This window comes from Bradyrhizobium sp. 190, assembly GCF_023073415.1.
Taxonomy (GTDB): Bacteria; Pseudomonadota; Alphaproteobacteria; order Rhizobiales; family Xanthobacteraceae; genus Bradyrhizobium.
Map to the genome: position 1 here is coordinate 1,024,740 of NZ_JADPJL010000008.1, position 15,600 is coordinate 1,040,339.

Sequence of the window (15,600 nt, forward strand, 5' to 3'; positions counted from 1 at the left end):
TGCCGCTGTCGTCCGCAATCAATCCGCATGATGGTGTACTCACGGGAACCGCAATCAGGAACTGCCGAAAGGCGACCTGCCATATGATGCCGATGTCTTGCGCGCGAGGTGATAGGAAAAAACCCTGACCCGTCCAGATGAATCCCCCGATTGATCGACAAGCTGAGTTGAATTTAGATGAGCGTAGGTTTGCGGTGCAAAGGGCCAGGCGACTTCACCTGACAAGTGTTGTGGCTTCTGCAGCGTTTGAAAAAAACCTTCGAACGAAGGAGAAAACTCATGGTTGCAATGAGTCGCCGCGCGATGCTCACGAATGTTCTGCCTGGTGCCGTCGTCGTTATGGCCGGCGTCGGAACGATCGGTTGGGCTGTCGCGCCGGAAGGCGCGGATGCTATGCCATTGGCCACCGCCAAGGGAAATCACGTCAAGGTCGATGACCTGGCAGTGAAGGCCCAGGTAGTCGTTGTTAATCCGAGCCGTCGTCGCGGTCGCCGTCGCCGGCGTTGGGTTTGCTGGTGGCACAGGGGACGTCGCCGCTGCGGCTGGCGGTGGGTGTAGTCGCCTTCTTCCTCGTGGTAGTTTCCGTCATGTCGCTTGGCACGAACGCCGGCAGGGTAGCGAAGCGGGCGCGCAGCGGCGATTCTGCGCGCCATTTCTACCGCGTGAACACCGCTGCACCTAGCGCGATGGTCAGTATGAGCAACGAAACGCTGGCAGTCGGCCACTGACGAAGAGCGCTGTCCATTCGCTCGAGCGCCTTGCCCGACGTGACAGCCATCTGCATTCCGCTATCCAGCGCCACAATGATGTCTCCCTTGGGAATGCGTGGCAACGAACGCCACCAACGCCACAGCGCAATTGCCAGTACGGCACCCAGCAGAACTGGCCAAAGCGCTTTCCATAGCACTGCGAGAGAAAGCGGGTCAGGCAGCGTTCCGCTCGGGACCGTCAGGTACAGCGTCCACGGCACGACGAGCGAAACCACGGCGGTCGCCAGCCACGGCCAGACTAGTCCTGCGGCTGCTGTCGCTTGCGGGTCTTGCGATGCCGACTTCGCAAGGCTGCGCAAGAACTGTAACATCAGCAGCGTTGTGCCAACCGCAGACAGCGTTGCAATCGTGCTGGCGGGGCCGTCTCCCAGTAGCTCGTCGGCAACGAATTTCGCCAATGCGCCGCCCGTCAGCGGGAGTCCACCGAGGCCCACCGCAATGATCGCCACGGGCAGCAGCATCGGCCATAGGCGTTGGCTGCCGGTCGCGGCGATCACGCCCACTGACAGGAACAGCGCGCCTTTCACCAGGACATGGTGCGCGGCGTAGAAGGCCGCCGCCAGTGCAGCGCGGCCATCCCCTGCGAGCATTCCCATGCCAATGACCGCGATGATGAATCCCATCTGGCTCACGCTTGAATACGCCAACACTCCCCTGGGGTTTCGTTGCGTGATTCCAATCACGACGCCGTAGAGCGCGGCAAAAAGTCCGGCGGCTGCGAGTGCCGTGCCCCAATCGGGCAGCGCGGTTTCGAGGGGTAAAAACCGGATCATTCCAAGGATGCTTGCCTTGACGACCGCACCGCTCAGCACGGCAGAAGCTGGCGTCGGCGCCGCTGAATATGCCAGTGGCATCCAGAAGTGAAATGGCACGAGGCCCGCCTTCATGCCGAGGCCAGCTATCAACAGGGCAAGTATCAGGTCGCGCTGAGGCGATATCGGCAGCACTGCCGCGGCGTCGCGAATCAACAGGCTATCCCCCGGGATTTGCGCGGCCAGCAGCACAAAGGCCATTAGCAGGAGGGCTTCGGCCAGCAGGGCGAGCCCGATATAGACCGCGCCGGCGCGCCATGCGCTGGGCGTTTCGTGGTGGATGACGAGGCCGCAGGCTCCGAGCGTGAGCAGCGCGAGAAGAAAATAGAAGCCCACCATGTCGGCGGCCAGAAATACGCCGAGGCAGCCAGTGAGCGTCGTCAACCAGCACACCACGAATCGCCCTCGGTTGGGTCGGCCCTGCAGATACTGCGAAGCGTAAGCACCTGATGCGATCCACAACAGCGCCGCAACGCCCAGCAGCATGGCTCCTGGACGATCCAGGGCGAAGGTCAAATGGAGGCGTGTCGAACCAATTGCGAACGAGGAATCTGAGGCGACAAGCAACACCGCGGCCAGCGCCGGGATCGGGGCGAACGCCAGCAGTGAAGGCATCCGGTTCAGCGCCCGCGGCCAGAGGCAGGCGAGGAGCATGCCGAGCGGCACGACGAAGGCGCTGGCCAGCAATGTACTTTCCCCAATCATCGCGGCCCAACCATCATTGAATCCGCGCGGCCAACCTGGAGGATATCGATAGGGCCGAGCGCGACCAGACCCAGCAACAGCGACGTCAGCGCCAACGTCAGCGCCGCTGCTTCCTGATATCTCGGCACAGCGACGCGGAGCTTGAGAGGCTCGCCCGACGGCGCAACTGCGCTCGACAGCACGATGAACATATAGCCGCTTGTGAATAGGCCTCCCGCGAGCATCACAATCGCCCACCACCATTGACCGGTCGCGACCGCCGCCTCGAGCAGCAGCCATTTCGCCAGAAAGCCGCCACTTGGCGGCAACCCGATCAGGGACACTCCACCAAGTGCGAATGCGAAGATCGTCATGGGAATCGCCCGCGCGATCCCTCCAAGCTCGGCGATGCGATCATGTCCAAGCACCACGTAGATAAGCCCAGCGGCCATGAACATGGCCGCCTTCGCTGTTGCGTGCGATATCGCCTGAAGCATGCCGCCGGTCAAAGCGCCGCTGCCCTGGAGCTGCGCCGACGCCGTGTCGAGGGCTAGCGGAAACATCAGGAACAGGTAGCCGATCTGCGCGACCGTCGAATAGGCGATCAGGAGCTTCAGTCGCTGCTGTCGCAGTGCGACGACGCTGCCGAATACAATTGCCGCCGCCCCCAGCGCGCCGAACAGTTGCGCGCCGACTGGACCGAGCAATCCTGGCATGACGTCGAACCAGAGCCGCACGATGATGAAGAACGATCCCTTCACCACCACCGCCGACAGAACCGCGCTGGCGGCCGCCGGCGCACCGGCATGGGCTGGCGGAAGCCATAGATGCAGTGGAAAGAGAGCGGTCTTGGCGAAGAGTCCGATGGTCGTCAGCGTGGCGGCAACAAGTGTCGCGGGTTCCGCATGAACCCGGCGGGAGAGCAGGACGATGTCGAGCGTTGCATAGCTGCCGTAGAGCAGGGCCGTTCCGACCAGATAGAGAATCGAGCCGAGCAGGGCGAAGAGCAGGTATCGCAGCGCGGCCTGCAATGTCTCCGCCCGGCCATCGAGACAGACCAGCGGTACCGCGGCGAAGGTGAGGAGCTCGATCGCGACGTATAACGTGAACAGATCTCCGCCCAGGAAGACCATATTCATTGCGCCCCAGATCGCCATCAGCAGGATCCAGAACGCGAACGGTGCGCGGGCTTCGACGGATCCGGCGCGCATGCCGAAGTCCGCGTGTGCAAAGATCGCGACCGCGCAGATCACGATGGCCATTGCCACCATCATCGCCGCCGAAAGTCCGTCGGCGCGCAACGCAATACCGAGCGGGGGCTTCCAATCCCCAACGATGTAGACCAGCCGGTGGCCGCTTTGCCACACGTCGCCGAAAATGATCGTTGCAAGGATGAAACCGGAGGGCAGCAGGACGGAGGCAATCCTTTCAGCGTACCGCCCCCCGAGGACGAACGACAACAGAACGCCCGCGGCTGGCAATACGATCGCCAGAACAAGAAGAGCTCCATCTGTCGTTGTCGCATCGGGCAAGACGTTTGCGTCCGGCATCAGGAGTTGCCTCTGTCCGTATTCGTGCCTCCAGAATTATCGGCGTTGAGCGTGGATCGGCCGGTTTCCTGCAAAAGCCGCAGCACCAGGGCGATAGCCATGGCCGTAGCCGCGAAGGCAACAACGATCGCGGTAATGACCATCGCCTGCGGGACGGGATCACCCCCGAGGCCGGAAGCTGCGGCCCTCCTGGACACGACGCCAAACACCAGAAACACGCCGCTTCCCAGCAGGTTGAATGCCAGTATCTTGCGTAGCGGCTCGGGATTTGTGACGAGCCCGTACAATCCGAAGCCTACCAGCGCTGCGCCACATAACCCGAACAACGTTGCAGCGTTCATTGCTGTTGCACCCGTTCCGGCGGGCCTGCGGCCAGCAGGCCCAGTGCCACACCGATCGAAAGCGTCAAGGCGACCTCCACCGCGATAATCAGCGGTTTGGCGTAGCCCGATGGATAATCAAGAAAGGCATTCGCCAACACCATCCCGGCGAGTCCGATAGCAAGGAAAATCACCGGTCCGACGACGAGCAGCAGGCGTAACCAAGGCTGGCTGATGGAAGGTACATTCTTCAGGCCTGCGATCATGACAAGGAGCCACATCGCGGCCAAAACCGTGCCGCCTTGAAAGGCGCCGCCCGGCTCTTTCGCGCCGACCCAGCACATATAAATTGCCACCACGATTCCTACCGGTGGCAGAAGCTGGGCGAGAAAAGTCAGCGTGCTGCTTGGCTGTGCATAGACACGCAGCCCCGGTATTCCGCCCCACACGCTATCCGGCGCCAACGACCAGACGCCGAGCAAAGCGAGTATCAGGACCACTTTCTCGAGCAGCGTGTCGAGCGCGCGGTAAACGAACAGAACGCCGGCGACAGGATTGCCGAGGCCACTCTGCGCCAGATTCTCCATCACCATAGGTGCAAGCGTGGGAATAGCTTCGGGCGGAGACAGGATGGCGATTGCAAGGCCTGCCGCGACAAGCGCGCACAATCCCCCCGCCGCAAAACGCACCGGCAGGCTGGCCCGGGTGTCGGTGCCTTTGGCAAGTCGCAGGCGTGCGACCGCACCGAGAATCAACATGCCGGTCATTCCGCCGCCGATCGCCGCCTCCGTCAGCGCGACATCGACCGCAGAGAGCCTGACCCAGGCGATGGACAACAGCAACCCGTAGACGACGAAGCCGATAACGGCTGTGAACGCTTCGCGTGCAGCGATGGTCGAAGCTCCGATCCCCAGGATCAGGACGACAAGACCGATATCGAAAGCAGACAAAATGGTCATCCATCTGATCCGCGTTGTCGAACCGCGCCTGCAATGAGCTGTGTCACAATCGCGCCGGACAATTGGACCAGCAGCCAGATGCTCACCAACTTCAACGCGCCGAATAGTCCGTTCGCTTGTGGCAACAGGCCCACGACGACAAGGCCAAGGCCAAGATTGTCCACTTTGGTGAGCGCGTGCAGGCGTGTCAGCGAGTCCGGGAAGCGGAGCAAGCCGACCGTGCCTGCCAAGAAGAAGAACGCGCCGGCCGAGACGACGGAAACGGTGAAGATGTCAAACGCGAGGTTCATCCGTCGCTCGTTGCCTTCAGGACCTCGCTCTCCTGGTCGGACGCGCTTCTAACGAACGCGACGGCCGCGAACGCAGCAAACAGCGCCAACAGCAATGCAACGTCCACGATCGACGGTATTTCGGTCGCCGCGGCCAGCAAAAGAAGTATCGCGACGCCACCCGTGCCCAGCAGCTGCGCCGCCATCATGTGGTCGACTTCGGCCGGGCGCCGAAGAATCACGACCAAACCGAGCGCTACCATCGTCAGCACGAAGCCCGCGGCTCCGAACAGGAAGCTAGTCATTGCGCTGCGCTCCTCCGAGTGCCTGCACGCACAGGGCTTCCTCCGCAGCCAGCTGCTCGACCACCGGCTGCGTCACGTCGAGACAATGAATGTTTAGGCCGTTGCCTGCGGCGGGTCCGCACGGAAGCGTGCCTGGCAGCAAACTCATGATTGCGCAGAACGTATCTCTCCTTGTGCCCGGGGGGAGGCGCGTTTGATAGACCACGAAGTCCGGCCGCAACGGCAGCCGAGGATCAAGCGCCCGCAATGCGACGTCTATCCCGGCAGCGATCGATTGACGCAGAAAGTGCAGTGCGAATTCGGCGAGCTTGATGGGACGCAGGCTCCACTGCTGCGCCGGCATCAGGCGCAGACTTGCCCAGGTCGCCGCAACAGCAGCAAACAACCCGGCCGCAAGATCGTCAGCATCGGCGCCGGTTAGCACCAGCCAGAAACCAAAAAACCCGGCAGCGCGGGAAATCGCACTCCCAAGAGTGCCTGGACCGTTCACGCGCGGTTCCGCCGGTCTGCTTTGCTCCTCCGATGAGTTCATGACCCGCTGACCTCCATATCGTTCGATCCGGTAGCGGGTGCTTCGGACACCCACTGGCGTATCGACATCAACTCAGCTGGAGAGGATCAGAGTTTCATTCGGCGATGGCCCGGAGTAAAGCCAGCTCGGCTGCTGCTCCAACGGAGCTGCAACCATGTCACGACACTGCATCAGGGACGGATTCCCATTCGCCTGGCGCATTCGCGATAGGCCGAAACACCCCTGGCGTTTCTCTCTGCAGTCGCAGAGGGGTTAGCTATATTGACTGTTGCTGCCGCCTCATTGGCTTGCCTGAAGCATTCCGCTCGTGCCGCATCGGCTGACTGCTTCTGCGCCCCCGCTTCAGAAATGGACAATGCGAGAAGCGCGGGAACAAGCAGAGCCAATGCGAATCCTGCCTTCGGGTTCTGCATCATCGTCTCCACTTTAAGGTATCGGCACAATGCACGGTTGGAGTGCACCACGATATCGGGTGATCACCTAGGTGAAGATGAGGAATCACCCTTGTCGCAGATGCGCAAAGTTGCCTCGGCTCTTGGGTGGGAATAACGCAGCCGAACGCAAATGAATTTGCCTTTTCCTTGTTTCGGCTTTTGAGGATCTGGCTTCGATGGAAGGCACTGGAACGTGACCTCACGCACGATTGGCATTTTACATGAATTATGCTGGACTCGACGAAAGACTCGACGATTCTTCTGTTCCTCTGAACCAGGCAACGTACAACGTAGGCAGAAAGATCAACGTCAGAATCGTCGCGACCAACAAGCCTCCCATGATCGCAAAGGCCATTGGCCCCCAGAACACCGTCGGAGCGATCGGTATCATGCCGAGAACGGTGGACACAGCGGTGAGCATGATCGGGCGGAAACGGGAGCTGCTGGCATCGATGGCGGCTTCCCAGACATTTTTTCCCTGCGAACGCTCCGCCTCGATCTGGCCGATCAAGATCACCGCATTCTTGGTGATCATGCCGAGCAGCGCCAGGATGCCGAGAATAGCAACGAAGCCCAGCGGCCTGCCAGACAGCAGGAGCGCGGCGACGACACCGATCAGACCAAGAGGCGCTACACTGAGCACCAGGAACAACCGTTGGAAGCTTTGTAGCTGCACCATGAGGACGGTGAGCATGATGAGCAACATGACCGGCACGACGGCGATGACGGAGGCCTGTGATTTCTGGCTTTCTTCGACAGTCCCGCCGACAACGATATGATACCCTGCAGGGAGGGTCTTTGTCAGGGCCTCCACATCGGACGAAAGTGAGCTCACTACCGTCTCCGGCAGGGCTCCCGCGACGATGTCGGCTTGCACCGTCAGGGTCGGAACGCGGTCGCGCCGCCAGATCAAGGGATATTCCTGCCCGTATTCGAAGGTCGCAAACTGACTGAGCGGAACCGTTCGCCCGCCCGGCAGTGGCACTTGCACGGTGCGCAGGGTGGCAAGCGAGACACGCTGTTCATCCGTCGCACGTGCGATGACATCGACCAGATAGATATCATCGCGCACCTGGGTAACGGAGGTGCCGGATACTACGGTATTCAGAACGCTGGCCAATGCCTGCGAGCTGAGGCCCAGCAGGCGCGCCTCATCCTGGTCGACACGAATTCGTACCTGCCGGGCGGGCTCTATCCAGTCAAAATTGACCTTTTCGGCTTTGGGATTGGTCGAGATGATCTGGGCGAGCTTGAGAGCGATCTCGCGCACCTGATCTACGTCAGGTCCGCTGACGCGATATTGTACCGGCCAGCCGACCGGAGGCCCAAGTTCAAGCGGGGAGACCCGCGAAATTGTGCTTGGAAATTCCTCTGCCAGGATCTTTTCCAGCTTCAGGCGAAGGCGTTCGCGTGCCGCAACGTCCTTTGCAACAATTACCGCCTGGGTGAAAAAGTTGTTCGGCAACTGAACATTGAGTGGCAGATAGAAGCGAATGGCGCCGCGACCGACATAAGTGCTCCAGCGGGCGACATCCGGGTCGCCCTTCAGGGCTGCATCGAGGCGTTGCGCCGCGGTTTCGCTGGCATAGATCGACGCATTCTGCGGCAGACTGAGGTCAACTAGCAACTCCGGACGATCCGAGGACGGAAAGAATTGCCGAGGGATGAGCGGAAGCGCGAGAAAGGATGCTACGAAGAGGGCCAACGAAACGAAAATCGTTAGCCATTTCGCGCGCATGGCGAAGGTAAGGAAATTCCGATACCATCGGAAAATTCTCCCCGGTTCGGCGGTCGCCGCGGCCCTCGGTGGCTTAAGAATGACGACACCCAGCAACGGCGCGAAGATCACCGCAACGAACCAGGACACGATCAGCGCGATGCTGACCACCGCGAAGAGCGAGAATGTGTATTCTCCCGCCGAACTGGCCGCAAAGCCGACGGGGACGAAACCGGCGATCGTCACCAGCGTTCCCGCGAGCATGGCAAATGCGTAGGTCCGGAACGCGTATGTCGCGGCATCGACCTTGTCGTCGCCTTCCGCCAGACGATTGAGCGTGGCGTCGGTCGTCGTCATCGCGTCGTCGACGAGCAATGCGAGGGCGATGATCAGCGCGCCGAGGGATATGCGCTGCATATCGATGCCCGCCATTTGCATGATCGGAAAGACGATGGCCAGCGTCAACGGAATGGAAAGCGCGATGATCAAGCCGGGTCGGACGCCGAGGCTGATGAAGCTCACGACGAGAATAATGGCGATCGCCTGTAGCAGCGACGTCATGAATTCCGAGATGGCGCCTTCGACGGTGACGGCCTGGTCCGCAATGAGCTTCGGCTCGATGCCGACAGGCAAGTCTGCGGTGACCCGCGCCATCAGTTGCTTGATGTTTGCACCGAGAGCAAGAATGTCACCGCCGTCCCGCATCGCGATCGCAAGCCCGATGGCCGGTTCGCCATTTACACGAAATTGCGGTTGCGGCGGGTCGGAATAATCACGCCGTATCTGCGCGATATCGCTAAGGCGGAGCACGCGTCCGCCAGCGACGAAGTTGGTGTTCGCGACATCCTGTTCCGATGCAAATGCGCCTGAAACCCGCAGCGAAAGACTTTCATAACCGGTTTGAATCGTGCCGGCTGGCCGTACGATGTTCTGCGCTTGCAGCGCAGCGATCAGTGCAGATCGGTCGAGCCCCAGGCTGGCGAGTTCCTTTATCGAGAACTCGACGAAGATCCTCTCGTCTTGTGCCCCCAACAATTCGATTTTTGATACGTCAGGCACCAGGAGCAGCTTCGAGCGGATATCCTCGACACGATCACGCAGTTCGCGATGCGTGAAGCCGTCGCTCGTAAAGCCATAGATAATCCCGAACGTATCACCGAAATCGTCATTGAAGCCGGGCCCAACAATTCCTGCCGGAAGCGTGTGGCGGATATCACCGACATTCTTGCGAACTTGATACCAAGTGTCGAGAACTTCCGCCTCGCTCGCGCTGCCCTTCAGGTTGACAAAGATTGTCGTATTGCCGGCACGCGTGAAGCTGCGCAGAAAATCGAGGTGAGGCGTTTCTTGCAGTTTGCGCTCAAGCCGCTCGGTTACCTGCTTGAGCGTCTCTTCGACAGTCGCTCCCGGCCAGGCAGCCTGAACGACCATGGTCTTGATGATGAAGGTAGGATCTTCGCTGCGGCCAAGTCGGAAATAGGACAAGACGCCGGCGATGACGGCAACGATCATGATGTAGGCGACGAGCGAGCGGTGGTTGAGCGCCCATTCGGAGAGATTGATCATGGCTCTGACCCGAGCAGACGGATCTTCTGGCCCGGGTGAAGGGCCTGAACGCCCGCTGTAACCACGACTTCGCCGGTGTCTAGCCCTTGGGAAACGACTACCCGCGCCTGGTCAAAGCGCAAGACGTCGACGTTTCGGATTGAAACCGTTTTGGTTGATGGATCGACAATCCACACCGCCGGTCGCTGATTGATCTTCGTTAGTGCCGTTGCCGGGATGTCGATGATCGGCACGGCATCGGTTTGCATGCGCCCAACGACGGTTGCCCCAAGCCGCATGGCTGCTGGAGGGTCAGTCAAGCCGACTTTGACCTCGAAGGTCCGGGTTACAGGATTGGCTTGAGCGGCGACCTCGCGAATTCGTCCGGGCGCAGTCACTGCCGGATCGTCCGTCAGGCTGACGGTGATCTGGGGATTGCTGGGTGCTGATCGAAGCAACTGGGCCGGAACGTCAAAAACCGCGTCGCGACCGTCTTTCCGTGCAAGCCTGGCGATCATTTGCCCCGCCTGAACAACTTCCCCCGCGCCGGGGCCTGTTGCGGTTATTGTCCCCGGCGCATCGGCCTTGAGTTCGGTGAAGCTCACCAAATCGTGAGCGGTACGGAGCTGGGCTTCGGCGGCATCCACTTGCGATTGAGCGGTTTGTTGCGCTTGCGTCGCGACCTCGAAATTGGCCCGCGTCGTCCATCCCTGCGCAAGAAGCGTCTCCTGGCGTTCGTAATGATTGCGCGCCTGCGTCAATTGCCCCTGGGCGGCCGCGAGAGCTGCCTGCGCCTGCCGCAATGTGTTCAACTCGTTTTGCGGTTCAAGTCGTGCCATTATTTGTCCGGCTTCCACCCGGTCTCCGAGCTTGCCGCTGTTTTCCAACAGCCGCCCGGAAATTCGAAACGCCAAGCTCACTTCATCCTCGGCCTCGATGCGGCCGGTGAATGTAAGCGCCTCGCCAGCCTCGCGCTTCTCAACGGTTATGGTCCGAACTGGACGGGCTGCCGGAGCTGCGGTGTCTGTCTCTCTCTGACAGGCGGCGAGCGACAATGCCGGCGCTATCGTAATAAGCGCCATCATCAGCCGTCGATACAATTTCGTCCTGCCGGAGCGTGAAGGCATAGGAAGACCTATGAGCTGCAGACAGACCCCGATAGGTGTTTTCGGTCGGACGAAGAACCCCCGCCATCAGCAAATATACTGAGCGCTCCTACTGATTGCCCCGGCCTTGAGTAAGGGTGCCGCGCGTATGACGGCTACGCCGCGCCGGCTGGCGCTGTCGCCCCCTTTTGAGTCTCGTCTGGTCTGTGTCCTCATGCTGGCCTGCGAAACAGGAATGCAAAGCCCGCAACATCTGCCGAAGAAAGTCGGCGGAACAGCTTTCTGCAGCGGCCACTAGTGAGGATGTCGGACGAACGTGTCGCAGTTCTTCATCACGTTTCCGTCGAGGATCTTGGGCCGACGGATAGCTGCCCGCTATCGGAAAATGCACTGGGCGTGCGTAGTACTTGTTGGGAGTTCTTTCCGGACTTCGGCCGCAGCAGTTCAAAAATACCTGGTGGTTCGACCGCGGTAGGTAATTTGGGGTGTTTTTGGGCGGTGCCCACTCTAGTCAGTAAGTGACTGAAATCGCGTTCAATCTTTAATTGCGACCGCGCAAAACTGGAAAACTCGAATAAAGATGAACTATGCAAATTGTGCCAAGTGAGTTCACGCTATTCGGATATCAAAACAGATGCTTGACGGGTGTTTTCCAGGGGGTATTTACTTAGGCCAAGCCCAGAACGCGACGTAGATCTAACGTTGCCCAAGGAAATCGAGCCGTTCGTTCGGCCGCGCGGTCTGGGAAATATCAGGGGCAAGACTGTGATGAGTCCCCAACCAGCGTACCACAAGCTCCACTGGATGAACGCTCCGGAATATCTCTTCGGAATGCAGATTTCGGACGCCGGGCAGTTTTTCTACGAGAGCATGAATCCGGCCTTCGAACGCTCGCTCGGAATTTCAATCGAGGGCAACGAAAGAGCAATTCATGACTGCCTGAGCGAAGAGGACGCGAAGTCCGTTTGCGCTTCCTGCGATGCATGTCTGGCCGAGGGAAGGTCGGTCCGTTACCGGCACCGCCTTACCCTCGGTGTACGCCGACGCGAGTTTGATACGACGATCAATCCTGTCCGTGATTCCGAAAGCGGGAGTATAGTCAAGCTAGTCGGTAGCCACCGGGCGATTGAGGAGCGGGCGACCGTCGATGCTGTCGACAGAATGGTCAAGAGACGGGCTGCAGCAGAACTCGACCTCCGGCTGCTTTCGCTTCAGGAAGAGGTGCAGCAGCGGATTGCATCCGATCTACATGATTCGACTTGCCAGCATTTGATTGCTGCGAGCTTGAACGTGATGCGGTTGAGGCGCGCGATCAGCGATAATGGTAGCGCAGAGAAACTCCTCGATGATATCGATGCCTCGATTGATCAGGCGCAGAGGGAAATCCGTGCCTTTACCTACCTGCTGCATCCCCAAAATCTGCTAACCGATGGGCTGAAGATTACGATCGAACGATTCGTGGGCGGATTTGCGGCGCGCACTTCGCTGAAGACCAGTCTCGAGATCGCTCCCGAGGTTGATAAATTATCCTACGAGCGGCAGCGCGCTGTGCTGAGAGTTATTCAAGAAGCCCTTGCGAATGTCTTCCGTCATGCCCAAGCGACACAGGTGAAGGTCGCGATGGAAGCTGCGGATGCGCATTTCAAGCTTCGGGTTACTGACAATGGCCGCGGCATGCCAGTCAATCAAGCGAGATCGGGCCCCAAGGCGGTTTCATTTGGTGTCGGAATTCCGGCTATGAGAGCCAGATTGCGGCAGCTGGGCGGTACTCTCGAAATCCATTCTTCATCAGCGACAAGGGGCCGAGGTACTACGTTGTGTGCAGTACTTCCGCACCCGCTCCCGCTCAAGAGGGTTCGACCACGAGAACGGCACCAAAGCCATCTCGGTCACCAGAAATCCCTTGCGCAATGGCGTTGAGGTAAATCAAAGGAAGTTCTGGAGAGGAGCACAATGATCCAACGATGCCCGACGCGGTGCGGCATTGGAGTTTTGTTCGATCATGAAACGGATCCTTATAGCTGACGATCACGAAACGGTGCGATCGGGACTACGCGCCGTGTTGGAAGGGCGCGCCGGCTGGGAGGTCGTTGCTGAGGCACGCGATGGCAACGAGGCAGTCGCTGGGGCTGTGGAAAAAAGGCCTGACGTTGCCATTGTTGACTACGCGATGCCCTTTATGACGGGGGTAGAAGTTGCACGGCGCATCAGGGAACATCAGCTAACAACGGAGATACTCATTTTCACAATGCATGACTCCGAGGTGCTTGCGTTGCAGGCGTTCCGGGCAGGTGCCCGTGCATTTTTGCTGAAGTCCGATGCGAATAAAATGCTGCTCGCGGCCGTCGAGTCATTGATAGTTCATAAGCCGTTCTACGCGGGCTCGTTCTCGAGCGAATTAAAGGGCATGGCGACTGGAAAGGGCGACCCGAACCAGGTGCTTTCGCCCCGAGAGAAGACGATCGTTAAACTGGTTGCGGAAGGGCACAGCAATAAGGGCGTGAGCGCGATCTTGAATCTCAGCATAAAGACGACGGAGACGCATCGAGCGGCCGCTATGCGCAAGCTTAACATAAATTCGACCGCGGGCCTGGTTCGATACGCGGTTCGTAGCAAGCTCGTGGAGGCATGAGAACGGTTCGTTCATGTGAGAAAAGCCGGTTCGCGCTGCGCAAATTCGAACACTTTGGTTCGGACGATAAATTAAGTGCTGGTTCTCCAATCGTCTCGTGAGATTGCGCTGCACGGTTTGTGCGGATTCCGGGAGAGCTGACCAACCATATAGTGAGCCGCGGCGCCTCCAAGATGTCGAAGAGCGTTCAAGCGAGAAATCCGAATACTCATCCACCGAGTTTCAGGGTTTTGTGGGATTATCGCCAAGCAAGCCGATCAGTATGATGAGTCAGTCCTGCTGTCGCATCGCTGTCGCCGATCGCCTGGCCAGTGGCTCCAACCGACAGGAACGTCACTGTGAAGCAGATCCTGATTGCGGACGACCATGAAGTCGTTCGGTCCGGTCTTCGCGCGATCATCGAAACTCGCGCTGACTGGATCGTGAGCGGGGAGGCGATCGACGGCAGGGAAGCCGTTGCGTTAGCTTTGAAAATGAAGCCGGATGTAGCAATCGTCGATTACTCAATGCCGGTCATGAACGGGTTAGAGGTCAGCCGTCGAATTAGATTGCATCATCTGCACACAGAAGTGCTCATTCTCACGATGCATGAACGCGAAGATATTCTGACGGAAGCCCTTTTGGCAGGTGTGCGGGGATTCTTACTAAAGTCAGATGCGAGGAGCCACCTTATTGCGGCTATTGAAGCACTACTTGACCACCGACCATACTTCACCAGTATTTTGTTGGAGAAGTTGCTTCATGAGTATCAGTCAAACAAGAAGGACAAATCGGAGGTCTTGCTATCTTCGCGAGAACAGAGCGTTGTTCAATTGGTCGCGGAAGGACACACCAACAAGTCCGTGGGCGCGGTTTTGAATCTCAGCGTGAAGACGGTCGAGACCCATCGCGCATCGGCAATGCGTAAGCTCAATGTTTCATCGACCGCCGAATTGGTCCGGTATGCAATTCGTACAAAATTGATCGGACTTTGAAAGGGAGTTTTCTTTTGGCCAATTGAACCTGCACTTCCGGAGAAAGCTGTTTTGCGCGTAGAGAAGCGCCCCTCGTCATGCGCTATGGCGTCCTGCATATAACCGCACAACGTGCCCACGCTCGGGCAGTTGCAAACGTTCTGTGCGGCAAAAGCCCTCTGTCGTGAGGGCACTTTCCGTCCACAACGCGGTGTGTCCTGAGGCGGATATCATGCGCCACGACGCAGAGATACACGCCGGCGGCGCTGCCGGTCCCATGACCAATGTATCTTACTTTGTCGGCGCTGGGTTTCGGCGCTGGAGGAGAGTCACCCCAGGAGCTATTGGCTGAGTTACTGGCAACCAAGTTGACCCGGGTGCAAGCCCGTTGCGCAGTACCTGGCGTAACGTTGTCCAGACATTGCAGGGCAATGGCATTGATCGCATTGTTTCTTGCCCGATCTCTCGCCTTGGCCTTTATGTATGAGGAATGGCTTCTGGCGCAGGCATTATCATCCCCCCGCCGCTCTGCCCTGCGGTTGAATTCAGTGGCAGTGAGTTCGACGCAAAAGTCGGTCGCGAATGCAGACCTGATCCCGAAGCTGACAGCGGGCGCATAAAGCGCAACAGCGGCGAGCGCAAGCGATCCGACTTTCATGGCTTCCCGGTGTCCTCGCTCCAACCGTTGTATACCGCATTCCGCAGTTTACCGCCAGAAGCCCCCCGTGCATGGGTCTGGTGCAGCAATTTTCGACGTAACAGAACTCGACGCTGATCTGGACTGTGCGGCTTCGCTCTCAAATAGCCTGCAGTGCAGAGCGTGTGAGAAGCTGCGAATTGACACGGAGGGCAGCGACGTGCTCGAATTTCGGGATGGCATATTTGCAGACGCGGCAGCAGCGCTTGCTACCGCAACGGCGTCGGGAAACGCCGAGCTCGAAGCAGCGCTGGCAAGGCCGCGCGACGGCCGAAGCTGCCAGATGGCCGGCATGAGGAAGAGCAGGCGTTGAAA

Annotated in this window: 13 protein-coding genes; 3 read left to right on the forward strand and 10 right to left on the reverse strand. The window is 59.2% G+C overall.

Features of this window, described 5'->3' with window-relative positions:
* Positions 1-54: 54 nt before the first annotated feature.
* The 10 genes from IVB22_RS08740 to IVB22_RS08785 form a co-directional block, all read right to left on the reverse strand.
* Positions 55-522: a hypothetical protein gene (locus tag IVB22_RS08740; RefSeq protein WP_247516881.1), complete on the reverse strand. Its 468-nt coding sequence runs from the start codon at positions 520-522 to the stop codon at positions 55-57.
* 133 nt (positions 523-655) lie between these two features.
* A complete protein-coding gene (locus IVB22_RS08745; protein ID WP_247516882.1) occupies positions 656-2,269 on the reverse strand; it encodes a proton-conducting transporter membrane subunit in 1,614 nt (537 codons plus the stop codon).
* Between the two features lie 14 nt (positions 2,270-2,283).
* Positions 2,284-3,816, reverse strand: a complete 1,533-nt coding sequence (locus IVB22_RS08750) for a complex I subunit 5 family protein (RefSeq protein WP_247516883.1) — start codon at positions 3,814-3,816, stop codon at positions 2,284-2,286.
* Positions 3,816-4,157, reverse strand: coding sequence for an NADH-quinone oxidoreductase subunit K (locus IVB22_RS08755; RefSeq protein WP_247516884.1), 342 nt, complete (start codon positions 4,155-4,157; stop codon positions 3,816-3,818). The genes IVB22_RS08750 and IVB22_RS08755 overlap by 1 nt, the downstream gene beginning before the upstream one ends.
* Positions 4,154-5,095: an MnhB domain-containing protein gene (locus IVB22_RS08760; RefSeq protein ID WP_247516885.1), complete on the reverse strand. Its 942-nt coding sequence runs from the start codon at positions 5,093-5,095 to the stop codon at positions 4,154-4,156. Before IVB22_RS08760 ends, IVB22_RS08755 begins: the two co-directional genes overlap by 4 nt.
* Positions 5,092-5,385 carry a monovalent cation/H(+) antiporter subunit G gene (locus IVB22_RS08765; RefSeq protein ID WP_247516886.1) on the reverse strand — a complete coding sequence of 98 codons (294 nt, stop codon included), beginning with the start codon at positions 5,383-5,385 and terminating at the stop codon, positions 5,092-5,094. Before IVB22_RS08765 ends, IVB22_RS08760 begins: the two co-directional genes overlap by 4 nt.
* Positions 5,382-5,669: a monovalent cation/H+ antiporter complex subunit F gene (locus IVB22_RS08770; protein WP_247516887.1), complete on the reverse strand. Its 288-nt coding sequence runs from the start codon at positions 5,667-5,669 to the stop codon at positions 5,382-5,384. The genes IVB22_RS08765 and IVB22_RS08770 overlap by 4 nt, the downstream gene beginning before the upstream one ends.
* On the reverse strand, positions 5,662-6,201 hold the full coding sequence (locus tag IVB22_RS08775; protein WP_247516888.1) for a Na+/H+ antiporter subunit E: 540 nt from the start codon (positions 6,199-6,201) through the stop codon (positions 5,662-5,664). Before IVB22_RS08775 ends, IVB22_RS08770 begins: the two co-directional genes overlap by 8 nt.
* 660 nt (positions 6,202-6,861) lie before the next feature.
* Positions 6,862-9,918, reverse strand: a complete 3,057-nt coding sequence (locus IVB22_RS08780; protein ID WP_247516889.1) for an efflux RND transporter permease subunit — start codon at positions 9,916-9,918, stop codon at positions 6,862-6,864.
* Positions 9,915-10,982 (reverse strand): efflux RND transporter periplasmic adaptor subunit, encoded by a 1,068-nt coding sequence (locus IVB22_RS08785; protein ID WP_247516890.1) that lies wholly within the window; start codon positions 10,980-10,982, stop codon positions 9,915-9,917. Before IVB22_RS08785 ends, IVB22_RS08780 begins: the two co-directional genes overlap by 4 nt.
* 723 nt (positions 10,983-11,705) lie before the next feature.
* On the opposite strand from IVB22_RS08785, the gene IVB22_RS08790 reads away from it, so the two are divergent.
* The 3 genes from IVB22_RS08790 to IVB22_RS08800 all read left to right on the forward strand — a co-directional run bounded on the left by IVB22_RS08790 (position 11,706) and on the right by IVB22_RS08800 (position 14,609).
* On the forward strand, positions 11,706-12,923 hold the full coding sequence (locus tag IVB22_RS08790) for a sensor histidine kinase (RefSeq protein ID WP_247516891.1): 1,218 nt from the start codon (positions 11,706-11,708) through the stop codon (positions 12,921-12,923).
* Positions 12,924-13,005: 82 nt separating this feature from the next.
* Positions 13,006-13,635, forward strand: coding sequence for a response regulator transcription factor (locus IVB22_RS08795; protein ID WP_247516892.1), 630 nt, complete (start codon positions 13,006-13,008; stop codon positions 13,633-13,635).
* Between the two features lie 338 nt (positions 13,636-13,973).
* Complete coding sequence (locus tag IVB22_RS08800) at positions 13,974-14,609, forward strand: response regulator transcription factor (RefSeq protein ID WP_247516893.1); 636 nt, start codon at positions 13,974-13,976, stop codon at positions 14,607-14,609.
* Positions 14,610-15,600 lie beyond the last annotated feature (991 nt).